At 73.1% G+C, this 20,606-nt stretch carries 16 protein-coding genes; 6 read left to right on the top strand and 10 right to left on the bottom strand.

Translation table 11 applies throughout. From position 1 onward, the window contains the following. Positions 1–3: 3 nt before the first annotated feature. From ABZ848_RS39930 to ABZ848_RS39920, 3 genes are read right to left on the bottom strand one after another with little or no spacing between them, the layout of a single operon-like run. Positions 4–399, bottom strand: coding sequence for a DUF742 domain-containing protein (locus ABZ848_RS39930; protein WP_360839996.1), 396 nt, complete (start codon positions 397–399; stop codon positions 4–6). A 9-nt stretch (positions 400–408) separates the two neighbouring features. Beyond that, complete coding sequence (locus tag ABZ848_RS39925) at positions 409–846, bottom strand: roadblock/LC7 domain-containing protein (protein WP_360839994.1); 438 nt, start codon at positions 844–846, stop codon at positions 409–411. Beyond that, positions 843–3,734, bottom strand: a complete 2,892-nt coding sequence (locus ABZ848_RS39920) for a nitrate- and nitrite sensing domain-containing protein (RefSeq protein ID WP_360839992.1) — start codon at positions 3,732–3,734, stop codon at positions 843–845. The genes ABZ848_RS39925 and ABZ848_RS39920 overlap by 4 nt, the downstream gene beginning before the upstream one ends. A gap of 419 nt (positions 3,735–4,153) precedes the next feature. On the opposite strand from ABZ848_RS39920, the gene ABZ848_RS39915 reads away from it, so the two are divergent. Then, on the top strand, positions 4,154–4,684 hold the full coding sequence (locus ABZ848_RS39915; RefSeq protein ID WP_360840027.1) for a hypothetical protein: 531 nt from the start codon (positions 4,154–4,156) through the stop codon (positions 4,682–4,684). A 12-nt stretch (positions 4,685–4,696) separates the two neighbouring features. Here ABZ848_RS39915 and ABZ848_RS39910 read toward each other — a convergent pair whose 3' ends face one another. The 4 genes from ABZ848_RS39910 to ABZ848_RS39895 all read right to left on the bottom strand — a co-directional run bounded on the left by ABZ848_RS39910 (position 4,697) and on the right by ABZ848_RS39895 (position 12,668). Further along, the gene (locus ABZ848_RS39910) at positions 4,697–9,319 is read right to left on the bottom strand and encodes a hypothetical protein (RefSeq protein ID WP_360839991.1); all 4,623 of its coding nucleotides are present in this window, start codon (positions 9,317–9,319) and stop codon (positions 4,697–4,699) included. Between the two features lie 37 nt (positions 9,320–9,356). After that, positions 9,357–10,247 (bottom strand): hypothetical protein, encoded by an 891-nt coding sequence (locus ABZ848_RS39905; RefSeq protein ID WP_360839989.1) that lies wholly within the window; start codon positions 10,245–10,247, stop codon positions 9,357–9,359. Between the two features lie 31 nt (positions 10,248–10,278). Further along, positions 10,279–11,808 (bottom strand): hypothetical protein, encoded by a 1,530-nt coding sequence (locus ABZ848_RS39900; protein ID WP_360839988.1) that lies wholly within the window; start codon positions 11,806–11,808, stop codon positions 10,279–10,281. Between the two features lie 158 nt (positions 11,809–11,966). Further along, complete coding sequence (locus ABZ848_RS39895; protein ID WP_360839986.1) at positions 11,967–12,668, bottom strand: GntR family transcriptional regulator; 702 nt, start codon at positions 12,666–12,668, stop codon at positions 11,967–11,969. A gap of 128 nt (positions 12,669–12,796) precedes the next feature. On the opposite strand from ABZ848_RS39895, the gene ABZ848_RS39890 reads away from it, so the two are divergent. Genes ABZ848_RS39890 through ABZ848_RS39870 form a run of 5 tightly spaced genes read left to right on the top strand, consistent with a single transcriptional unit; the run spans position 12,797 to position 17,202 of the window. Beyond that, the gene (locus ABZ848_RS39890; RefSeq protein WP_360839984.1) at positions 12,797–14,092 is read left to right on the top strand and encodes an MFS transporter; all 1,296 of its coding nucleotides are present in this window, start codon (positions 12,797–12,799) and stop codon (positions 14,090–14,092) included. Beyond that, entirely contained in the window at positions 14,089–14,928 is an 840-nt protein-coding gene (locus ABZ848_RS39885; RefSeq protein ID WP_360839982.1) for a putative hydro-lyase, read from the top strand. Before ABZ848_RS39890 ends, ABZ848_RS39885 begins: the two co-directional genes overlap by 4 nt. Before the next feature lie 35 nt (positions 14,929–14,963). After that, on the top strand, positions 14,964–15,722 hold the full coding sequence (locus tag ABZ848_RS39880; protein ID WP_360839981.1) for a 5-oxoprolinase subunit PxpA: 759 nt from the start codon (positions 14,964–14,966) through the stop codon (positions 15,720–15,722). After that, the gene (gene pxpB, locus ABZ848_RS39875) at positions 15,719–16,336 is read left to right on the top strand and encodes a 5-oxoprolinase subunit PxpB (RefSeq protein WP_360839979.1); all 618 of its coding nucleotides are present in this window, start codon (positions 15,719–15,721) and stop codon (positions 16,334–16,336) included. Before ABZ848_RS39880 ends, pxpB begins: the two co-directional genes overlap by 4 nt. Next, entirely contained in the window at positions 16,333–17,202 is an 870-nt protein-coding gene (locus ABZ848_RS39870) for a biotin-dependent carboxyltransferase family protein (protein ID WP_360839978.1), read from the top strand. The genes pxpB and ABZ848_RS39870 overlap by 4 nt, the downstream gene beginning before the upstream one ends. Positions 17,203–17,271: 69 nt before the next feature. Here ABZ848_RS39870 and ABZ848_RS39865 read toward each other — a convergent pair whose 3' ends face one another. From ABZ848_RS39865 to ABZ848_RS39855, 3 genes are read right to left on the bottom strand one after another with little or no spacing between them, the layout of a single operon-like run. Then, positions 17,272–18,117, bottom strand: a complete 846-nt coding sequence (locus ABZ848_RS39865) for an SGNH/GDSL hydrolase family protein (RefSeq protein WP_360839976.1) — start codon at positions 18,115–18,117, stop codon at positions 17,272–17,274. Further along, positions 18,114–19,271, bottom strand: coding sequence for a glycosyltransferase (locus ABZ848_RS39860; protein ID WP_360839974.1), 1,158 nt, complete (start codon positions 19,269–19,271; stop codon positions 18,114–18,116). Before ABZ848_RS39860 ends, ABZ848_RS39865 begins: the two co-directional genes overlap by 4 nt. After that, positions 19,268–20,413, bottom strand: a complete 1,146-nt coding sequence (locus ABZ848_RS39855) for a glycosyltransferase family 1 protein (protein ID WP_360839972.1) — start codon at positions 20,411–20,413, stop codon at positions 19,268–19,270. Before ABZ848_RS39855 ends, ABZ848_RS39860 begins: the two co-directional genes overlap by 4 nt. Positions 20,414–20,606 lie beyond the last annotated feature (193 nt).

The raw sequence follows: 20,606 nt of genomic DNA, 5'->3' as shown, positions 1-20,606 counted from the left end.
CGCTCACAGCGCCCTGAGGCCGCTGATCACGTCGCGCAGAATACTCTCGTCCACCAGCTCCGCAGGCGGCACGGGCCGGGTCACATGGACGAATTCCCCGTCGACGAGGTCCATGATGAGGACCCGTACCACTCCGATGGGCAGATCGAGTTCGGCGGAGAGCTCGGCGACGGACTGCGGGGCGTCCCGGCACAGGTCGACGATGTCCACGTGCTCCGGGGAGAGCGTCGAGTCGGTGTCCGGATCGTCCGCGTCGGGTTCGGTGACGACCACCGCGATCAGGTCGAGGCGGTGCTGGCCCGGACTGCTGGTCCGGCCGCGCGTCATCGCGAACGGACGGACGACCGGACCGGCCTCGTCGTCGAACCAGTGGCTTCTTCCCTGACCGTCAGCGCTCATGACATCCCACTACCCGCCTGCGGGCAGATCGGTGCGCGGAGTGGCACCCAGATGCACGCCGACCCTCTTGACCAGGAGCGTCATCTCGTAGGCGACCTGGCCGACGTCCGAGTCGGCGTCCGAGAGGACGGCGAGGCAGCTGCCGTCGCCCGCGGCCGTCACGAACAGGAAGGCGTCGTCGAGCTCGACGACGGTCTGCCTCACGTTGCCCGCCTCGAAATGCCGGCCCACGCCCTTGGCCAGGCTGTGGAAGCCGGAGGCGACGGCGGCGAGGTGCTCGCTGTCCTCGCGGGACAGGTCCTGGGACACGCCGGTCGGCAGGCCGTCGCCGGAGAGCACGATGGCTTTGCGGATGCTCGCGACGCGATCCACCAGCTCGTCCAGGAGCCAGTTCAGCTCCCCGGCCTTGTTGGTCGCGCTGTGGCCGGTCGCCTTCGGTGCGGTCATCGACCGTCCCCCTTAGTCGTTCCTCGTGGTGCTGTGCCGCTGTGGGCATTGTCGCCCGCGGCGTTCTCCTCGCGGCCACGCTGCCAGCCGCGCTGGAGCGAGGCCATACGGCTGCGTACCTCGTCGGCGTCCCGCTCCGCCGGCTCGGCGCTGGTCTCGGGGCGCCTTGGGGCGGCCTGCTTCAGCTGCGGGGCCAGGTTGGCCTGGCGTACGCGCCGGGGCAGGGGGGCCACGCCGGGAGGCGGGGCAGCGCCGTCCGTGCCGCCCGGTGCGATCTGGGCGGGGCGGGTGCGTGCGGGGAGGCCGGGCAGCTGCGGGGCCGCGCCGGGAGCGTGCTCGGGCGTCGAGGACGCGCCTTGTTCGCCGAGCCGTTCGGTTCCTCCGGGGCGCAGCGACGAGGCGCCGCGCCGACGGGTCGGCAGGGGCGGCGCGCCCTCCGGCGCCGACCGGTCGGGGCCGCCGCCCATGGGCGGTTCCTCGCCTCTGCGGCGCGCGGGCAGCGGGGCGACGGCGTCCGCTTCGGTCCGGCCGGTGCCCGCCGACGGCACGTCGTCGGTGTCCGCGCGGCGCGACCGCTGCTCGGTGACCGGCCGTCCGTGCGAGCTGACCAGCTTGGGCGTGCGGCGGCGGGGCAGCGCCACCGGGGCGCCCGGCTGGTCGTCCGGGCCGGTGTGGGCCGAATGATGGCCGTCATCGGCGTACGGGAGCTGATCGCCGTGGTGTGCCGCGGTCTCGTCCTGCGCGAGGGCTATGGAGCGCCGCGGGCGGAAGATCCCGCCGCGTTCGCCGTCCTCGTCGTCGAGCGCGCCCGGGTAGTCCTCGATGGCGTCGAGGTCGACGGGGGCCTCCAGCTCCACCGGGCCGTCCAGCACGGAGGCGGGCAGTCCGGGCAGCTTCACGGGCACGTGGGAGAGCGCGGCGCGGTGGCTCTCCTCGAGCTCGGCCTCCTTCGAGAGGTGCGGCCGGTCGAGGCGGAAGCCGATGCCGTTGGTGTCCGGGACGTCGTCCGTGAGCAGGGCGTCGGGGATGAAGACCACGGCGGTGGTGCCGCCGTACGGCGAAGGCTGCAGGGAGACCCGGACGTTCTGCCGCTGGGCGAGCCGACTGACCACGAACAGGCCGAGCCGGTCGGTGTCGGACAGCTCGAACTCGGGTGTCTCGGCGAGCCGCAGGTTGGCGTCCAGGAGGGCGTCGGCTGCCATGCCGAGGCCGCGGTCGTGGATCTCCAGGGTGAAGCCGTTGGCGACCCGTTCGCCCAGGACCTGGACGGCGGTGTGCGGCGGGGAGAACACCGTGGCGTTCTCCAGGAGTTCGGCGACGAGGTGGGTGAGGTCGGCGACGGCCGGGCCGGTGACGGCGACCCGGGGCAGCCGGCGGACCTCGATGCGCTCGTAGTCCTCGACCTCGGCGACGGCGGCGCGGACGACGTCCATGAGCTGGACGGGTTTGCGCCACTGCCGGGAGGGGGCGGCGCCGGAGAGGATCACCAGACCCTCGGCGTGCCGGCGCATACGGGTGGTCAGGTGGTCGAGGCGGAACAGGTCGGCGAGTTCGTCGGTGTCCTCGGTCCGGCGCTCCATGGTGTCGAGGAGCGTGAGCTGCTTGTGCAGCAGGACCTGGCTGCGGCGGGCGAGGTTGACGAAGACCTCGGAGACGCCGGCGCGCAACTCGGCCTGCTTGACGGCCGCTTCGACGGCGGCGCGCTGCAGGGTGTTGAGGGCCTGGCCGACCTCGCCGATCTCGTTCTTGTCGTACTCCAGGCGCGGGACCTCGGTCTCCACGTCGACCTGTTCGCCCGCCGACAGGCGCCGCATGACGCTGGGCAGCCGTACGCCGGACGCCTCGTGGGCCTCCAGGCGCAGCTGGCGCAGGTCGCGGATGAGGCCGCGGCCGACGCGCACCGACAGGAAGAGCGAGAACAGAAGAGCGAGCAGACCGAGGACGCCGGCGACGGCCGCCTTGGCGATGACGTTCAGGGCCACCGGCCGGACGCGGTCCTGATAGCGGTCGCTCGCCTGGTCGTTGAGCGTGCCGAGCTTGTCGAGCACGCTTCCGGCCGCGGTGTCCCAGCTCTGCGCGGTGACCTCGCCGGTGCCGCTCGTGGCGGAGACGGCGGACTGTTCGGCCACGCGCAGCGGAGCGGTGGCGGCGTTCTTCCAGAACCGCTCGTAGCGATCGCTCTCCGAGGAGGGCAGCAGCGGCAGGTTCACGTCGTACATGAGGCTGCGCTGGGCCACCAGGTCGGTGATGTCACGGTCCTCGTCGCGCGAGAGCTTGCCGACGATCAGGGCGGAGCCGAGCAGGGCGTCCTCGCGGGAGAGCAGCTCCCGGGCGCGGGCGAGGTTGACCAGCGCGCGGTACTGCTTGTCCATCTCCACGTTGTCGACGACATGGAGGTTGGCGAGCAGGACGTAGCAGGGGTCGACCAGGCGGTTGTAGAGGTCGAGGGCCTGGGCGCGGCTGACGGTGCCGTCCTCCACGCTGCGGCGCAGCGACTCGATGCCGTCGAAGGCGTCCAGCACGGCGGTCAGCCGGTCACCCGCGTCCGCGCCCATGGCGTCGCGCACATCGGGGTTCTTGGCGTTCTTGCGGATCTCGGCGACGGCCTTGTCGGTGGCGGTCCGGCTGCGCCGGAGATCGGCAGGCCCGTCGGAGGCCCGCGGATCGGCGAGGTAGACCAGGGACTGGCGGCGCTCCTGCTGCACGACCCGGACGGTGTCCTCGATCGGGTAGGCGATCTTCTCCACCACGTCGGACACGTTGAACAGCTGTTCCGCCTGGCGTCCCGTCAGTACCGTGGCGAAACCCCAGATGGCTGTCAGGGACACCAGCGGCACGAGAAGCAGCGCCACGATCTTCCGGCGGATCGACTTCCCGCGAAAGCGCATGGCCTCCCCCAGCTCGTCCCCCGCCGGCCGGGGGTACACATGTACGTCAACAAACGGCGCGAGCCTACTACTGACACACAGGTAACTCGAAGAGCGGTCCGGAAGCTGAACTTCCGCGCGGGCGACGAGACATGGGGAGTTGTCCGGTCATGAGGGGAGATTGCCTCCCTGTTTCCCGAAGTGGTCGCCCGGACCCATCCGGCAGGCCCGCTCGGACAGTTGGCCGAAATTTTTCGTTGCTTGGGAATCTTCAGGACGCGTCGTTCGTCCTTCTCTATGGGAAATGGGGGCGGAATCGGCCACACGAGCCGCATCCCGCACCCGGGCGGCGTAAAACAGCGCAAGCCGGGCAACCACTGGGGAGCCGTGCCGTCGGGCACGGGGCGAGCGGTCTGCTGGCGGTGGGGAGTGACACGGTGATGGGCACGGCGGAGCGGCGCAAGGCGTCCGGGGATGGGGCGGTGGCGCACGTGACGGTGCAGCAGCGGGGCCTTGAGGCACCGGATCGCGACATTCCGGCGGACGTGGACGAGGCGGTGGGCGGCGCGGGGCAGGTTCAGGCCCGGCCGCTGTGGGTCGAGGAGCCGGCGCGGCGGCGCCGGATGCCGGACCCGGTGCGTACGGCGGCGGTGCGGGCGGTGATCATCATCGCCGTGACGATGATCCAGGCGATGGTGGCCTTCTTCTGCACCATGGCCGGATCGTGGCTGGCGTTCCCCATGGTCATCAGCAGCGTCGTCAGCACGGTGGTGGCCACCTGGGGCGCGCTGGACGTGTGGGTGACCCGCCAGGTGTGGAATCAGCGCAACGGCGTGGTCTCGACCCCCAGCAGCACGGCCCGTGCCCTGCGCCGCGAGCGTCGCCGGGCGCGGCGGCAGGGACGGGCGGCGGAGCGGGCGCAGGAGCGGATACGCAGGCAAGGCGGCACCGGCCGGCTGTCGCACTCCTGACGCAGGCCTCCGTCAGCCGGCGGCCGGTGCCGGCCGCTTGAACATCCGGGTCGCCGTGATCTCGCTGTGCACGGCCTCGTCCTCCCCGGCCGACTGCTGGGGAAGTCCCGGCCTCAGGTGCTCCTCCACGCTGATGTACTTCAGACCGGCCCTGAGGTCCGCGTCGTTGCGCAGCCGGATGACGAGCGGGAACTCCGCGAGTGCGGTGGTGTCGAACAGGCCCGTGGTGTACAGGAGTTGGACACCGAGCGCGTCCGACACGGCCCGCTGGAGCTCCAGCAGATAGGTGGCGTTGGCGCGGCCGATGGGGTTGTCGAGGAACAGTGTGCCCGCGTGCCGGTGCTTGTCGCGGCCCCTGTCGTTCGACCGCAGCGCGGCCATCGTGCAGTACAGGGCGATGGCGGCGGTGAGCAGCTGGCCGCCCGAGAAGACGTCGCCCATCTGGCCGACGGGCACCCGCTCGGCGCGCAGCACGGCGTCCGGCTTGAGGATCTCGACGGCCACGCCCTTGGGCTGAAGTGCCGCGCCCACGCCCCGCAGCAGCAGGGACATGCCGTCGCGGCGCAGGTCGGAGTTCTTCTTCACGGCAGCCCGGGTCGCCTCGTCGATGACCTCGCCGAGCCGCTCGGTGAGGGTGGCCTGGTCGGGCTCCTCGAAGCGGATGCGCAGGAACTCCTGCCCGGACCACTCGCCGAGCCCCTCGGGCAGCCGGGACAGTCGCTGCGCGGAGCGCAGGGTCGCGAGGGCGGACTCGACCAGTCCGCGCAGCCGGTCCACGATCGAGTCGCGGTTCCGCTCCAGCTGGGCCAACTCGTCGGTGAGCACCCGCAGTCGGGGCGCGAAGGCGTCCGCCCACTTCTGGGCGTGCTCGGGCAGTGCGGAGGCGGGCAGCTCGCGGATCTGCTGCCGGGCGGGTGTGCGCACCTGTTCGTAGCGCGTGGAGTTGGCGTGCCGGACGAGGACGTCGCTCGCTTCTCTTACGGAAGTCTCGGCGGCGGAAAGGTCGGCGGCGCAGCCGCGCAGGGAGCGTCGGGCCTCGGCGGCGGAGTGCCGGGCCTCTTCGAGGCTGCCGGGGTAGGGCTCCGGCTCTTCCGGCTCCTCCTCAAGGGTGTGCTCGCGCAGCAGGTCCCGCAGCATCGCGGCGGTCTCGTCGAAGCCGCCGGCGCCGTCCTCGGCCGCGCGGTGGGCGTCGAGCAGCTCGGCGTGGGCTTCCCGGGCCTGGGTCAACGCCTCGGTGCGCGAGGCCAGTTCGGCGGTGGCCGTGCGCAGCAGGGCCTGGGCGTGCTCGGCGTCGCGCGGCTCCAGCTCCTCGGGCAGCTCGGTGTGGGCCTCACCGTCCTCGGGCGCGTGCCGCTCGGCCTCGCCGCGCAGCCGGCCGAGCTGCTCGCTGGCGGTGGACATCCTGGTCTCCAGGAGCTGCACCAGCTCCTCGGCGCGGGCGGCGGCGGCCTGCCGGGACGGTCCGTCGGAGCCGTCGGGCGACTGGAGCAGCTGCTCGGCGCGGGTGCGGACCTTGTTGCTGAGCCGGTCCAGCTCGGCGCGGGCCGCGCTCTCGTCGCTTTCCGCCCTGGCCTGCTCCGCGCGCAGGTCAGCGCCGACGCCGACCTTCTCGTAGACCTGGGAGGCGGCCCGGTAGGCCTCGCGGAGCGCGGGCAGGGACGCCTTGGGGGTGTCCGCGTCCGTTTCCGGTACGTCGTCGGGGGCGCCCGCGATCTCGGAGCGCTCGGCACGCAGCGCGCGGGCGGTGCGGCGGGCGTCGTCGGCGGCCCGCTGGGCGGCGCGCCGGTCCTCGTCGGCGGCGCGGGCCCGCTCCAGGCAGGCCTGGGCGCGGGCCTCCGACTCGGCGCCCTCGTCGGCCAGTTCGCGCACCTTGACCTGCCAGCCGGCCCGCTCGCGCAGCCGGAAGGCGAGCCCAGCGAGGGCGTCGGCGGCGCGCCGGGCCTTCTGCGCGGCCTCCTGCCGCTCGTCCCGCACCTGTGCGGCCTCGGCGGCGGCCTCGTCGGCCTCCGCGCGGACGGTGCGTGCCTCGGCCAGTTCGGCCTCCGCCTCCTCGGCGAACGCGCCCGCGTCCCGCGCGGCCTGCGCCAGCTCGACGAGCCGTCCCGCCGGGCAGCCGGTGCGCCAGGAGGCGAGCCGTGCCGCGAGCTCCCGGTCCTTGCCGAGGCGCGCGGCGAGCGTCCGGATCTCCTCGTCCCGCTCGCCTGCCCGCGCGCGCAGCGTCTGGCGCTCCTCGTCGGCGGCGTGCTCGTCGTGCATGGCCGGGTTCGGCGGTACGAGGAACACCTCGCCGGGCTGGTCGTCCGGCACCGGTGTCGGCGCGAGCAGGGCGGCCGCCGTACCCACCGCCACGGCGGACCGTGGGAGCAGCGCGGCGTCGGCGAGTGCGTCGCGGGCACGCGCGTGCGTGTCGGGATCGGTGATGATCACGCCGTCGACCAGTTCCGGCCGGGCGGCGAGTACGCGCGCGTGGTCGGCGGGGTCGACGGCCTGCGCGAGGTAGCGCCAGCCGGGCAGCGCCGGGATGCCGTGCTCGCCGAGGAACTCCACGGTGGCCAGCACGTCCGGACCCGGCGGCAGCAGCCCGCCGTCGCCGAGCGCGCCGAGGATGCGCGCGTCGTCGGCCGCTGCGGTACGCAGCTCGAAGAGTTGCCGCTCGGCGGAGGAGACGGAGTCGTCGAGCAGTTCGCGCAGTTCGTCGGCGAAACGGTCCAGTTCCTCCGGGGTGAGAGCGCCCTCGTCGCCCTCCGCCTCCTGGCGGGGCTGCGGGACCGCGGACCGGGCGGGGCCGCTGCCGGACAGGCTGAGCAGCTCGGCGAGCCGCTCCTCCGCCGCCAGCGCCTCGGCGATACGGCGCTCGGCCTCGTACGACCGCCGGGTCGCCGTGGCCGCGTCCGCCGCACGGGCGGCGGTCAGTTCCGCGCGGGACTCGGCCGAGGCCGCCTCACGCGCGTGCTCGCCGGTCTTGCGCGCGGCCTCACGCGCCGTGTCCCAGGCGGCGACCGCGCTCTTCTCGGCGTCGCTGGCCGCGAGGGCGGCGCGGGCCGGGTCGGCGTCGGGCGCGCTGTCGTCGAGCCAGCCGGCCCGCACCGCCTCGGCGGTCTCCTGCTCGACCTCGGAGAGACGCTGGCGCAGATGGCCGACCTCACTGCGGGCCCGCTGCGCCTCCGTGGCCGCGGCGGTCGAGTCCCGGTAGGCGGCCTCGCCCGTCTCCTGGAGCGCGGCGGACCGCTCCTCCTCCTCGTTGGCGAGGGCCTCGGCTCTCTCGGCGGCCGCGTGCAGGGCTCGTACGAGGTCCACGGCGGCCTTGGCGCGGGCGGCGAGCGCGGGGGCCGCGTCCCGCTCGGCCTCCTGGATGGCTGCGGCCACGCGCGCGACGCGGTCGGCGGCGGCGCGGTGGCGCAGAGCGGCCTCGGCGGCCTGCCAGGCGGAGTGCAGGGTACGCGCGTCGGCCAGCTCGCGCTTCTGTGCGGCGGCCGACTTCTCGGCGCGGGCGAGCGCCAGCGAGGCGTTCCGGTAGGCGAGTTCGGCCGCGATCAGCGCGCTGCGTTCGCGGGCCGCCTCGGCGTGCGTGACGGCGTAGGCGGCCGCTGTGACGCGCTGGGCGAGGTCGGCGGCCCGCGCCCGCTCCTGCACGCCCCGCGCGGACAGCCGCCGCGCCAGGGTGCGCGTACGGCGCTCGGCGCCCGCGTGGATGTCACGCGCACGCGCACGCCCTTCGGCGGCCTCGACGATCCGCCCGAGGAGGTCCACCGACCCGGCGGTGAAGTCCCGTTCGGCGATCAGTTCGGCCCGGCGGCCCAGCTTGTTGCCGAAGCCGCTGACCAGGTCGGCGAGGCCGTCGGTGTCCCGGGTGTCGGTGACCGCGCGCAGCAGCAGGTCGGTGAAGTCGGAGTCCTTCTTGACCGCGAAGAGGCCTGCGGCCTCACCCTCGTCGGCGTTCATCTCCCGCTGGTAGCGGAAGAGTTCGGGGTCCAGGCCGAGGTCGCCGAGGTGCTCGATCCAGCGGTCGTGGATCTCCTCCCAGTGCACCTCCAGGTGCGGATACGCCTTGCTCGCCTCGGTGATGGCGTCCCGGAATCCCTTCATGGTGCGGCGGCGGCCCTGTGCGCCCGACTGGCCCTCCACGGGCGGCCGTACGGAGGTGGCCTCGGCGACCGGCAGATTGTCCAGCGACAGCCCCGGCCCGGGCCGGAACGAATACCAGGCCTCGGCGAACTTCCGCGGGTCGTTGGAGACTTGGCGTCCACGCCACTCGCTGACCTTGCCGACGACGACGCACTCGCCGGTCAGCGTGTGCTGCCACTCCAGCGCGACATGCCCGCAGTCGTCGGCGAGCAGGAACTTGCGCAGCACACCGGAGCTGGCGCCGCCCAGGGTGTTGCGGTGGCCCGGCAGCATCACCGAGAAGATCAGCTTGAGCAGCACCGACTTACCGCCGCCGTTCTCCAGGAAGAGCACGCCGGCGGGCGCGGGGCGGCGCGGCGGGCCGACTGGCTCGTCCTCGAAGAACTCCGCCTGCGTCGGCGCGGGGTCGGGGACGGGCTCGCCGACGCCCCGCAGGTCAAGCACGGTGTCGGCGTAGCGCGCACCGGCGGGGCCGATGGAGTAGAGGCGGACCCGGGACAGCTCGTACATGGCGGACTCTCGTAAGTCTTCGGCAGGTCGGGAAAGTTCAGGAGGAGGACGAGGCGTGGAACGGCAGCCCGGCGTCGGCCGCCAGCTCCAGGCCCTCGGTGTCCTCGGGTGGCAGCAGGGTGGGCGTGCCGTCGGTCACCGGGACGACGCCGAGTTCCAGCAGCTCGGCCATCGCGGCGCTGCCGGCCATGTCCCGCACCTGCAGCTGGTAGCGGGCCGTCGTCCGGTAGGTCCCGCCGTTGTCGTCGCCGGTGCGCTGCAGGAACCCGGAGTCGGTGAGGAAGGCGACCGCCTTGCCGATGATCCCGGTCGTCGAACCGGCGAGTCTGCGGGCGTCCTTGGTGGCTCCGGCTGCGCTGCGTCTCACCCAGATCCGCCAGGCGGCCTCCAGACCGGGCGCGTCGGTGGCCGGGTCGGTGTTCTCGCCCTGCTCCTCGGCCCGCTCCTCCAGACGCCGGCAGGCCTGCCGTACGAAGGCGTCGACGCCGTTGACCGTCACGCGGCCGATGTAGCCGTCGTCGGCCAGGTCCTCGGGGCGCGGGAACGCCATCGCGGCGACGGCGAGATGAGCCAGGCCGTGCAGGAAGCGGTCGCCGCCGTCGGCGGACGTACGACGGGCGTAGTCGCCCATGCGGACGGCGAACACCGAGTCCTCGGCCGCCGTCACTGCCATCCCGGCGCGCGGGGACACCTCCAGGACGACGAGCCCGAGCCCGGCGGCGACGGCGTCCGCGAGCCGGGCGAACGGCGGGTCCTCGCGGTAGCGCCGCAGCAGCTCGGCGTACTCCTGGTCGCGCGCGGGCTGCAACTTGGGCTGCAGCCCGAAGGCGACGAGCCGGGCCGCGTCGGCGGCGTCGGCGGGCGTGACGGCGGCGGGCGCCGACGGGGCCGGGGTCTCCGGGTCGCTCCATTCGACGTGCTCGGTCACTGCTCGGGCTCCTTGTCCATCACGTGCTCACTCATGCTGCTTCCGTCCGGTCCGCCGCCATCCCCACCGCGTCCAGCAGGGCGGTCCCCACGATCAGGTCGGCCCCGCCGAACTCCGGGTCGTCCAGCTCGGTCCCGTCGTCCACGGCGAACAGCAGCTTCTCCTCGCCCTGGCGATAGGCCGTGCCCACAGCCGGGCTCGCCGCGTGGACCGACAACAGCGCCACCAGATACGGCAGTTCGGGGTCCCCGGTGCGGCGCGCCTCGGCGAGCAGACCCGACAGGCGGCGCGGGGCGTCGGCCGGCAGGTCGAGCAACTCCTTGGCCGCGGCCAGCTGTTCCTCACTGAAGCGGCTGTCGTCGGGCGTGGCGATCAGGTCCGGCTCCGGCATCTCGGCCCCGAGGTGCTCCCGCTCCACGGGCGGCGTCAGCAGTATGTCGACGAGGTCCGACACCCGAACCGCCACCGGCGTACGCATCCCGGTCCCGCGGGCGAAGAACGCGTCCGTGACCCGGACCGCCTGCTCCAGCGGCAGCGGCAGCACGGGCGAGACCAGATGCCCGTACAGGTCTATCCCGGAGGAGGTCATCGGCGTGGCGAAGGCCTGCCGGTCCTGCTCGGCGCGGAACAGCGGTCCGGCCTCCAGGAGGCGGGACTGCAACTGCGTGTGCCGGCGGATGCAGTCCTTGACGATGTCGACCAGCTCGGCGGCCCGCCGCTTGTGCTCGGGGTCCTCCGTCTCGTCGCGGGCCTTGCGGATGTTGGTGAGGATCGCGTTCTCGTGCCGATAGCGGTCGGCCACGTGGTCCAGCGCCTCGGCGATCATGTCGGGCACGGAGTTGAGCCAGTCCACCGCCCGGACGTTGCGCCGCGTCGCGTCCAGGGCGCGGCGCAGCGTCTCCGAGTACTGCACGGTCCGGTACCGGGCCTGCTCGGCGGCGAGCTGGGCGTCGGCCAGGCGACCCCGGTTGATCAGGACCTCCAGCTTGACCTCGGCGGCGATCTGGGCGCTGGTGACATCGGTGTCGAGGGCGCCGACCAGGACGTTGACCGCCTCGTCCGTCGTCCGCAGATAGACCGAGCCGCCGGGGCCCGGCACCTCCTCGATCAGCTTGAAGTCGTAGTCGCGGCGGACATAGCTGCCGTCGGTCGCGAACGTGCCGTACACAGCCCGGAAGCCGCGGTCCACGCTGCCGACGTTGATCAGGTTCTCCAGCACCCAGCGCGCCACGCGCTCGTGCTCGGCGACCGGGCGCTGCGGGGCCTGGGCGGCGATACGCGGGATGAGCCTGGCCACTATCTGGTCGTGGTCGGCACCCGTGTCGAAGTCCATGTTCAGCGTGACCAGGTCGATGGCGGCGAGGGCGACCTCCGCCATGCCGTACACCGAGTACTCACCGGCGAGGTTCGCCTTGCGTGCGTCGAGGTCGTGCAGCGGCGCGGTGCAGGCGAGCGCGCGCAGCCGCCGCGCCAGTCCCTCGTCGGCGGCCGGGCCCGGAGCGGGGCGCGGCCCCGCGCTGAGCTGGGGCGGAACACGGTCCGTCGATGCAGGCGAAGTCACGGTGCACAGACTAGGTCCTTGGTCTGACAACGACCCAAACGACGCGGAACGCTCCGCTGGTAGGGCCGGGTGACTGCGGGTTGTCGAAACAGTGCGGGCCGGTGGGGGTTGTTCGCGCCCACGCGGCGGAGCCGCATATCGGATGCAGCCCCGCGCCCCTAAAAGGCCTTCTCGTCGCCGACCCTTCGGCGGTAGACGTCGACCACCCGCTCCAGAGAGTCGCTCAAATAGACCGCCAGCAGCTTCTCGGCCTCGGCCCGCTCCCCGGCCTCCAAAGCGCCCAGAATCTGGCGATTTCTGGCCAAATACGGCTCATGCAGGGCCTTCGGGTCGTCCACGATGTGGAAGGCCAGGCGGAGTTCGGCGAAGACGCTGCGCATCAGTTCGTCGGTGCGGGCGCTGCCGGCCAGGGAGACCAGTTCCCGGTGGAAGTGGATGTTGGCCGTACCCACTGATTTCCAGTCACCTTCGCCGGCCGCCCGCAGGCCCTCCGCGACGGCGGCGGCGAGGGCTTCGAGGCCGTACGGCGGGGCACCCAGTCCGCGGACGACGGCGCACTCGACGAGACTCCGGGTGCGGTAGATGTCCTCGACGTCCTCGACGGTCAGGACCCGTACGAACACGCCCCGGTTGAGCTCGTGGACGAGCAGGCGTTCGTGCGTGAGCAGCCGGAACGCCTCCCGCAGGGTGTTGCGGGAGACCCCGAGCGCGCCGCCGATGCTGTCCTCCGAGAGCCGGGTTCCGGGCGGGAAGAAGCCTTCGGCGATACGGCTCCTGAGGATGTCCGAGACGCGTTCGGCCGTGCTGGTACGGCCCAGGAGGGCGCGGTCGTCGGCCAGTCCGCTCAGCTGCTCTGCCATGCCGGAATTCAATCGCAGACACGAGAACGAAACAACACGGGTATTGAAGGATCGTTGAACGATCCTCTACCTTGCTGCTCATTGCACCGCTCAGCTCCGCACCCTCCGTCTCCCTCTGCGAGGTGCCCATGAGCACGACCCCTCCACCGCAGGCCCTGGTCACCGGCTCACAGGCCGGTGAACTCTCCGATCACGACGGCGCGTTGGGCTGGCTGCGCGCGCTCGGCCCACACGGCCGGCGCGCCTTCGCCGGCGCGTTCGGCGGCTACGCCCTCGACTCGTACGACTACTTCACGCTGCCCCTGAGCATGGTGGCGCTGGCCGCCTACTTCGGCCTGGACAGCGGTCAGACCGGCCTCTTCACAACCGTCACGCTGGTGGTCTCGGCGGTCGGCGGCGCCCTCGCCGGGGTGGTGGCCGACCGGGTCGGCCGGGTCAAGGCGCTGATGATCACGGTGATCACGTACGCGGTGTTCACCGTGGCCTGCGGCTTCGCGCCCAACTACGAGACGCTGCTGGTCTTCCGGGCGCTCCAGGGCCTCGGTTTCGGCGGCGAGTGGGCGGTCGGCGCGATCCTGGTCGCCGAGTACGCGAGCGCGAAGCACCGGGGGCGCACGCTCGGCGCGATCCAGAGCTCCTGGGCCGTGGGCTGGGCGCTGGCCGCGATCGTGTACACCCTGGTGTTCTCGTTCGCCGGTGACGACCTGGCCTGGCGGATCATGTTCTGGACGGGCGCGTTGCCCGCACTGCTGGTGATCTGGATGCGGCGCCGCGTGCACGACGCCCCGAAGGCGGTCGCGGTACGTGAACACAGCGCCCAGAAGGGCTCGTTCACGGCGATCTTCAAGCCCGGCCTGCTGCGCACCACGATCTTCGCCGGTCTGCTCTCCACCGGCGTCCAGGGCGGCTACTACACGCTGGCCACCTGGGTGCCGACGTACCTGAAGAGCGACCGCGGGCTCTCGGTGGTCGGGACCGGCGGCTATCTGACCTTCCTGATTTCCGGGGCCTTCCTTGGCTACCTGACCGGCGGCTATCTCACCGACCGGCTCGGCCGCCGCCGCAACATCTGGCTGTTCGCCCTCCTGTCGGCGGTCTGCATCCTGGCGTACGCGAACATCCCGGATGGCGCCAACACCCTGCTGCTGGTGCTGGGCTTCCCGCTCGGGTTCTGCATGTCGGCCATCTTCAGCGGCTTCGGGTCCTACCTGAGCGAGCTGTACCCGACCGCGGTGCGGGGCACGGGGCAGGGCTTCACCTACAACACCGGGCGCGCCGTCGGTGCCGTCTTCCCCACCACGGTCGGCTTCCTGGCCGACAGCTGGGGCGTGGGCGGCGCGCTGGTGTTCGGCGCGATCGGCTACGGCATCGCCGCGCTGGCGCTGCTCGGGCTGCCGGAGACGCGCGGGAAGGAGCTCGCGTGAACCGGACGGACGAGCAGATCGCCACCGACGACCGCCCCGTGCCCCTCGCCGACGAGCACGCGCACGCGTGGAGCCCGAAAACTGCCCGGACCCGCTTCCGGAACGGCCTCACCGGCCCCACCGCCGGGGTCGCGGCCGGCCACACCCAGGCCAACCTGATCACCGTGCCCGCCGACTGGGCGTACGACATGCTGCTGTTCTGCCAGCGCAACCCCAAACCCTGTCCGGTGCTCGACGTCACGGACGCGGGCGACTGGACGACCGTCCTCGCGGAGGGCGCGGACCTGCGCACCGATCTGCCGCGCTACCGGGTGTGGCGGGACGGCGAGCTCGTGGACGAGCCGACGGACGTACGCGCGTACTGGCGCGACGACCTGGTGTCGTTCCTGATCGGCTGCAGCTTCACCTTCGAGTCGGCGCTGGCCCGGGCGGGCGTGCCCATCCGCCATCTCGAACAGGGCCGCAACGTGCCGATGTACGTGACCGACCGCCAGTGCCGTCCGGCGGGGCGGCTGCGTGGGCCCATGGTGGTGTCCATGCGGCCGGTGCCACCGCGGCACCTGGCGGCGGCGATCGACGAGAGCGCGCTGCTCCCGGCGGTGCACGGCAGCCCCGTGCACTGCGGCGATCCCTCGGGGCTCGGCATCGACGACCTCGGCCGCCCCGACTTCGGCGACCCGGTGGACGCCGCGCCGGACGACATCCCGGTGTTCTGGGCCTGCGGTGTGACCCCGCAGGCCGCGGTGATGGCGTCCCGTCCGCCCTTCGCCATCACGCACGCCCCGGGCCAGATGTTCCTGACCGACGCCCGCGACGAGCAGTACCGCGTGGCCTGAGAAGAGACACCCCCGAGAAGAGACACGAAGGATCCATGACCTCGATCGATCTCAACGCCGACCTCGGCGAGGGCTTCGGCCGCTGGCGGCTGACCGACGACGAACGGCTGCTGTCCGTCGTCACCAGCGCCAACGTGGCCTGCGGCTTCCACGCCGGGGACGCGGCCACCATGCGGCGGGTGTGCGAACTGGCGGCCGAGCGCGGCGTCCGGATCGGCGCCCAGGTCTCCTACCGCGACCTGGCGGGCTTCGGGCGGCGCGCGATGGACGTGCCGCCCGCCGAGCTCACCGCCGAGGTGGCGTACCAGATCGGCGCTCTGGAGGTCTTCGCGCGTGCGGCGGGCACGCGCGTGTCGTACGTCAAACCGCACGGGGCGCTCTACAACCGCGTCGTGCACGACGAGGAGCAGGCCGGCGCGGTCGTGGACGGCGTGCGCCTCGCCGACGCGACCCTGCCGGTGCTCGGTCTGCCCGGCTCGCGTCTCCTGGAGTACGCCGACAAGGCGGGCCTCCCGGCCGTCACGGAGGCGTTCGCGGACCGCGCGTACACCGAGGAGGGCACGCTCGTACCGCGCGGCCAGGACGGCGCCGTCGTCACCGACCCGGAGGCGGTAGTGGAGCGCTCGGTGGGCCTGGCACGCGACGGCGTGGTCAGCTCGCACTCAGGGGCGCGGGTCGAGGTACGCGCGCGTTCCCTGTGCCTGCACGGGGACACGCCGGGCGCCGTCGAACTGGCCCGGCTGGTCCGACGGCGCCTCCAGGACTCGGGTGTCCGGGTGGAGGCCTTCGCATGAGGGCGCTGCCGGTCGGCGACCGTGCCCTGCTCGTCGAGGTCTCCTCGGGCGACGAAGCCCAAGCCCTGCACGCCGAGTTGCTGCGCCGCCGCGCGGAGGGCGCCCTGTCGGTCCGCGAGATCGTCCCGGCGGCCCGCACGGTCCTCCTCGACGGCCTCGACGACCCGTCCCGCCTGGCCGCCGAGCTCACCGCCTCCGACGTACCCCCCGCTCCCCCACGCGCGCGTGCGGCGATCGAGATCCCGGTACGTTACGAGGGCCCGGACCTGGCCGAAGTCGCGGCGCACTGGGGCGTGACCGAGCACGAAGCGGCCCGCATCCACGCGGACACCGAATTCACCGTCGCCTTCTGCGGATTCGCACCCGGCTTCGGCTACCTCTCCGGCCTGCCGCCCCGCTACGACGTCCCACGCCGGGCCACCCCGCGCACGGCCGTCCCGGCGGGCTCGGTGGCGCTGGCGGGCGCGTACACCGGCGTGTACCCGCGTTCCTCCCCCGGCGGCTGGCAGCTGATCGGCCGCACGGACACGGTCCTGTGGGACCACGCGCGCGTACCGGCCGCCCTGCTCTCGCCCGGCACGCGCGTGCGCTTCGTCCCGGTGGACCCCTCATGACGGACCGCGCGCTCGTCGTCGTACGAGCCGGAGCACTCACCACGGTCCAGGACCAAGGCCGCCCCGGCCACGCCCACCTGGGCGTCCCCCGCTCAGGCGCCCTGGACTCCCCGGCAGCAACCCTGGCGAACCGCCTGGTCGGCAACCCCGCCGAAGCGGCCGTCCTGGAGACGACCCTCAACGGCTGCGCCGTACGCTCACGTTCGACGATCACCGCGGCCGTCACCGGCGCCCCCTGCCCGGTCACGGTGGACGGCCGCCCGGTCGCCTGGGGAGCACCGATCCGGGTCCCCGCAGGCGCGCTCCTGGAGGTCGGCACGGCCGCTTCCGGAGTACGCAGCTATGTGGCCGTCTCAGGCGGCGTAGCCGTGGACCCGGTCCTGGGCAGCCGCTCCACGGACCTCCTGTCGGGCCTGGGCCCACCCCCACTGACGGACGGCATGGTCCTCCCCCTGGGAACGCCGACCACACACCACGCGCGCGTGGACGTGGCCCCCCAGCCCGCGCCCCCGTCCGAACTGGTCCTACGAGTGACCCTCGGCCCACGGCACGACTGGTTCACCCCGGAGGCACAACACACCTTCACGACGAGCACGTACCGCGTCTCCCCCGCCAGCAACCGCATCGGCCTACGCACGGAGGGCCCCACACTGGACCGAGCCGTGCGAGGCGAACTCCCCAGCGAGGGCATGGTCCTGGGCACAGTCCAGGTGCCGCCCGACGGCCGACCGGTGATCTTCCTCGCCGACCACCCGACCACAGGCGGCTACCCGGTGATCGCGGTGGTCCACCCACAGGACCTCCCGGCCACGGCCCAAGCTGCACCGAACACGCCGATCCGCTTCGTTGGGGTACGGAGGCGGTGATGTCTTTAGGGGCGCGGGGAACTGCGCGACCAGCCCCCACGCACCCGCAGTGCCAAAACCGGCCAAACCTCACACCGCGTCGGCCTGTTCGACAGACAACGCAGCCAAAGCCGCCGACACAGCCGCAGAAGCCCGCAGATCAAGCCGCGCACTGGTCCCCCGAGCCCGATGCCGCATCTCATCCGCAGCCAGCCTCAGCAACTGCGGCAACAGATCGGTGCACCGCCGAGCCACCCACCCCGTCCCCGCCGTGGCCAGCCACAACAGACTCGCCGACTTGGTGGGCTCGGGAAACTCCGGCTCGGCAGCCGGCACCGGCCCCACGGCAACCCCCGCCTCCGCCAGCAACGCATGGAACCGCACCGCCAGTTGCCGATGCCCCCGCTCCCCCGGATGCAGCCGGTCCGCGCTCCACATCCCGCGGTCCATGATCCAGTCCTCCTCGGCGGCATGCAGATGCACGGCCCCGTACCGGTCGGAGAGGGCATGGACCACCCGGTTCACCGCCCGCTGCCGCCGGGCCAGCGGACGCGCCAGCGCCCCCGGCAGACCGAGCATCGAGCCGGGGTCGGGCAGACAGGCCGTGAGCAGCGTCGCCCCCTGCCGGGTGAAGGCCGCGTACACCTTGTCGAGGCGTTCGGCGACGGCGTGGATGTCGAACGTGCAGCGCAGGGTGTCGTTCACGCCGATCACCACGGACGCGAAGTCCGGCTTCAGGGCGAGCCCGGCCGGCGTCTGGATCTCCAGCACCTCCCGGGTCTGCGCCCCGCTCACCGCGAGGTTGGTGAACTCGACGGAGTCCTCGGCAAGGCCGGCGGCGAGCAGCGCGGCCCAGCCGCGCCACCCGTCGCCGACGCGGTCGCCCACCCCTTCGGTGAGCGAGTCGCCGAGGGCCACGAAACGTACCGGTCTCATGCCACGCCCCCGGGCACGTAACGACGCACCGGTACCGTCGCGTCGTGAGCGGCGAGGAAGGCGTCGACTGCCGTGTTCCACCCGAAGCACTCCGCACGCGCGCGTGCGATCTCCCGGCGCTCCCGCTCGGGGAGTTCGAGGAGCATGTCGACGGCGTCCGCGAAGGCGTGCCCGTTGTCCGCGGCGACGGCACCGGCGGATCCGACGACCTCGGGCAGCGCGGACGAGGTGCTGACCACCACGGGCGTGCCGCAGGCCATCGCCTCCAGCGCGGCGAGCCCGAAGGTCTCGGCGGGCCCGGGCGCCAGGCACACGTCGGCGGAGGCCTGGAGCGAGCCGAGCATCCCGCGGTCGGAGACGTGCCCGAGGAAGGTCACCGGCAACCTGCGCTCACGCGCCCGCTGTTCGAGCCGCGCCCGCAGCGGTCCGTCCCCGGCCACCACCAGGACGGCCTTGCGTCCGCGCCGCCGCAGCGCCTCGACGGCGTCCAGCGCCGTGCCGGGCCGCTTCTCCACGGACAGCCGGGTGCAGGTGACGAGCAGCGTCTCGTCCTCGCGCGCGTGGCGTGCGCGCAGCTCCGAGTCGTGCAGGGAGGGATGCCGCTCCACCAGGTCGACGCCCAGGGGGGCACGTACGACATTGCGGGCGCCGATCCGCACGAACTCGCGCTCGGCGAACTCGGTGGTGCACACCACGCGCGCGTACGTGTGCGCCGTACGGACGTTGAGGGCGTCCGCGGCGCGCCGGGCCGCGTTCTCGGACAGGCCCCAGGTGCGCAGGACGCCGTCGGCGGTCTCGTGGGAGACCATCACGGCGGGGACCCGGGCCCGGCGGGCCCACTTGCCGGTCCAGCGCAGGGTCGTACGGTCGGAGACCTCCAGGCGGTCCGGCGCCAGCTCCTCCAGGAGCCGGGCCACGCGCCGCTTGTCGGTCAGCACCCGGTAGCCGCCCGTGCCGGGCAGCAGCGGGCCGGGCAGGGTGATGACGCGGCCCTGCTCGGTGTCCCGGTCGTCGGCGCGCTCGCCGGGCACGATGAGCACGGGCTCGTGCCCGGCCGCCTTGTAGCCCTTGCCGAGCTCGCGCAGGGCGGTGCGCAGACCGCCCGACGCGGGCGCGACGAAGTTCGCGAGGCGCACGATGCGCAGCGGGGTCATGCCGCCACCGCCGTCTTCTTGCGCGCGGCGAGCACGTCCCCGTAGTGGCCGATCAGCTGGTCGCCGACGGCCGCCCAGGTGCGTCCCTCGACGGTGGCGCGCGCGGTGGCGCCGAAGGCGGCCCGGCGTGCCGGGTCGCCCACAAGCGACCGGACGGCGTCCCGTACGGCGTCCGCGTCACGCGGCGGCACCAGCAGCCCGGTGCGCCCCTCGGCGACCAGGTCGAGGGGACCGCCGACGGCGGGCGCTACCACGGCGACACCGCTGGCCATGGCTTCCTGCACGGTCTGGCAGAAGGTCTCGAAGGGACCGGTGTGCGCGAAGACGTCCAGCGAGGCGTAGATCCTCGCCAGGTCGTCGCCGGTACGGCGGCCCAGGAAGACCGCGCCGGGCAGCGCCTCGGCGAGGCTCGGCTGGCTCGGGCCGTCGCCCACGACGACGACCTTGACGCCGTCGAGGCCGCAGACGCCGGACAGCAGCTCGATGTGCTTCTCGGGGGCGAGGCGACCGACGTATCCGACGATCACCTCACCGTTCGGGGCGAGTTCGCGGCGCAGGGACTCGTCGCGCAGCTCGGGGCGGAAGCGGACGGTGTCCACGCCGCGCTGCCACAGCTTGACGCGGGGCACGTCGTGGGTCTCCAGGTCGTGCATGGAGGCGCTGGAGGGGGCGAGGGTGAGGTCGGCGGCGGAGTGGACGGAACGTATGCGCCGCCAGGCAGCGGCCTCTCCGGCGCCCATGTAGGTGCGGGCGTAGCCGGCCAGGTCGGTCTGGTAGACGGCGACGGCGGGGATGCCGAGCCGGGCGGCGGCCGCCATGCCGCGGACGCCGAGGACGAAGGGGCTGGCCAGGTGCACGATGTCGGCCCGGTGCTCGACGATGGCCGCGGCCAGCCGTCGGCTGGGGAGGGCGACCCGGACCTGGGGATAGCCGGGGAGGGGGAGGGAGGGGACACGGACGACGGGGCACGGCGCCGAGGCGTCGGGCCCGGTACCGGCCCGGCCGACGAGTGCGGTGCTGGCCGGAGCGACGACGAGCGGGGAGTGACCGCGATCTACGAGGTGCCGGGCGGTCTGGAGCGCGCAGTGGGCCACGCCGTTCACATCGGGGGGAAAGGATTCGGTCACGATGACGACACGCATACCGGTGTTCTCGCCGGGCTGGACGTGGTCGCGTCAACGTCGATCTTTGCGAACGATGAACGTCCCGTGAGCGTTCCTTCGCACACCCGAGCAGGTCAGGCCCTGTCCATGACCTCCTGACCCGCGAGTCATCCCCTGTTCACCCGAAGGCCGTGCCGCACCCCGGGGCACGTACGTGCGGCCGACTCGGACA

Source organism: Streptomyces sp. NPDC047081 (assembly GCF_040643775.1).
GTDB lineage: Bacteria > Actinomycetota > Actinomycetes > Streptomycetales > Streptomycetaceae > Streptomyces.
The sequence above is the reverse complement of the archived record's forward strand: the minus strand, read 5'-3'. Positions and strand labels throughout refer to the sequence as shown.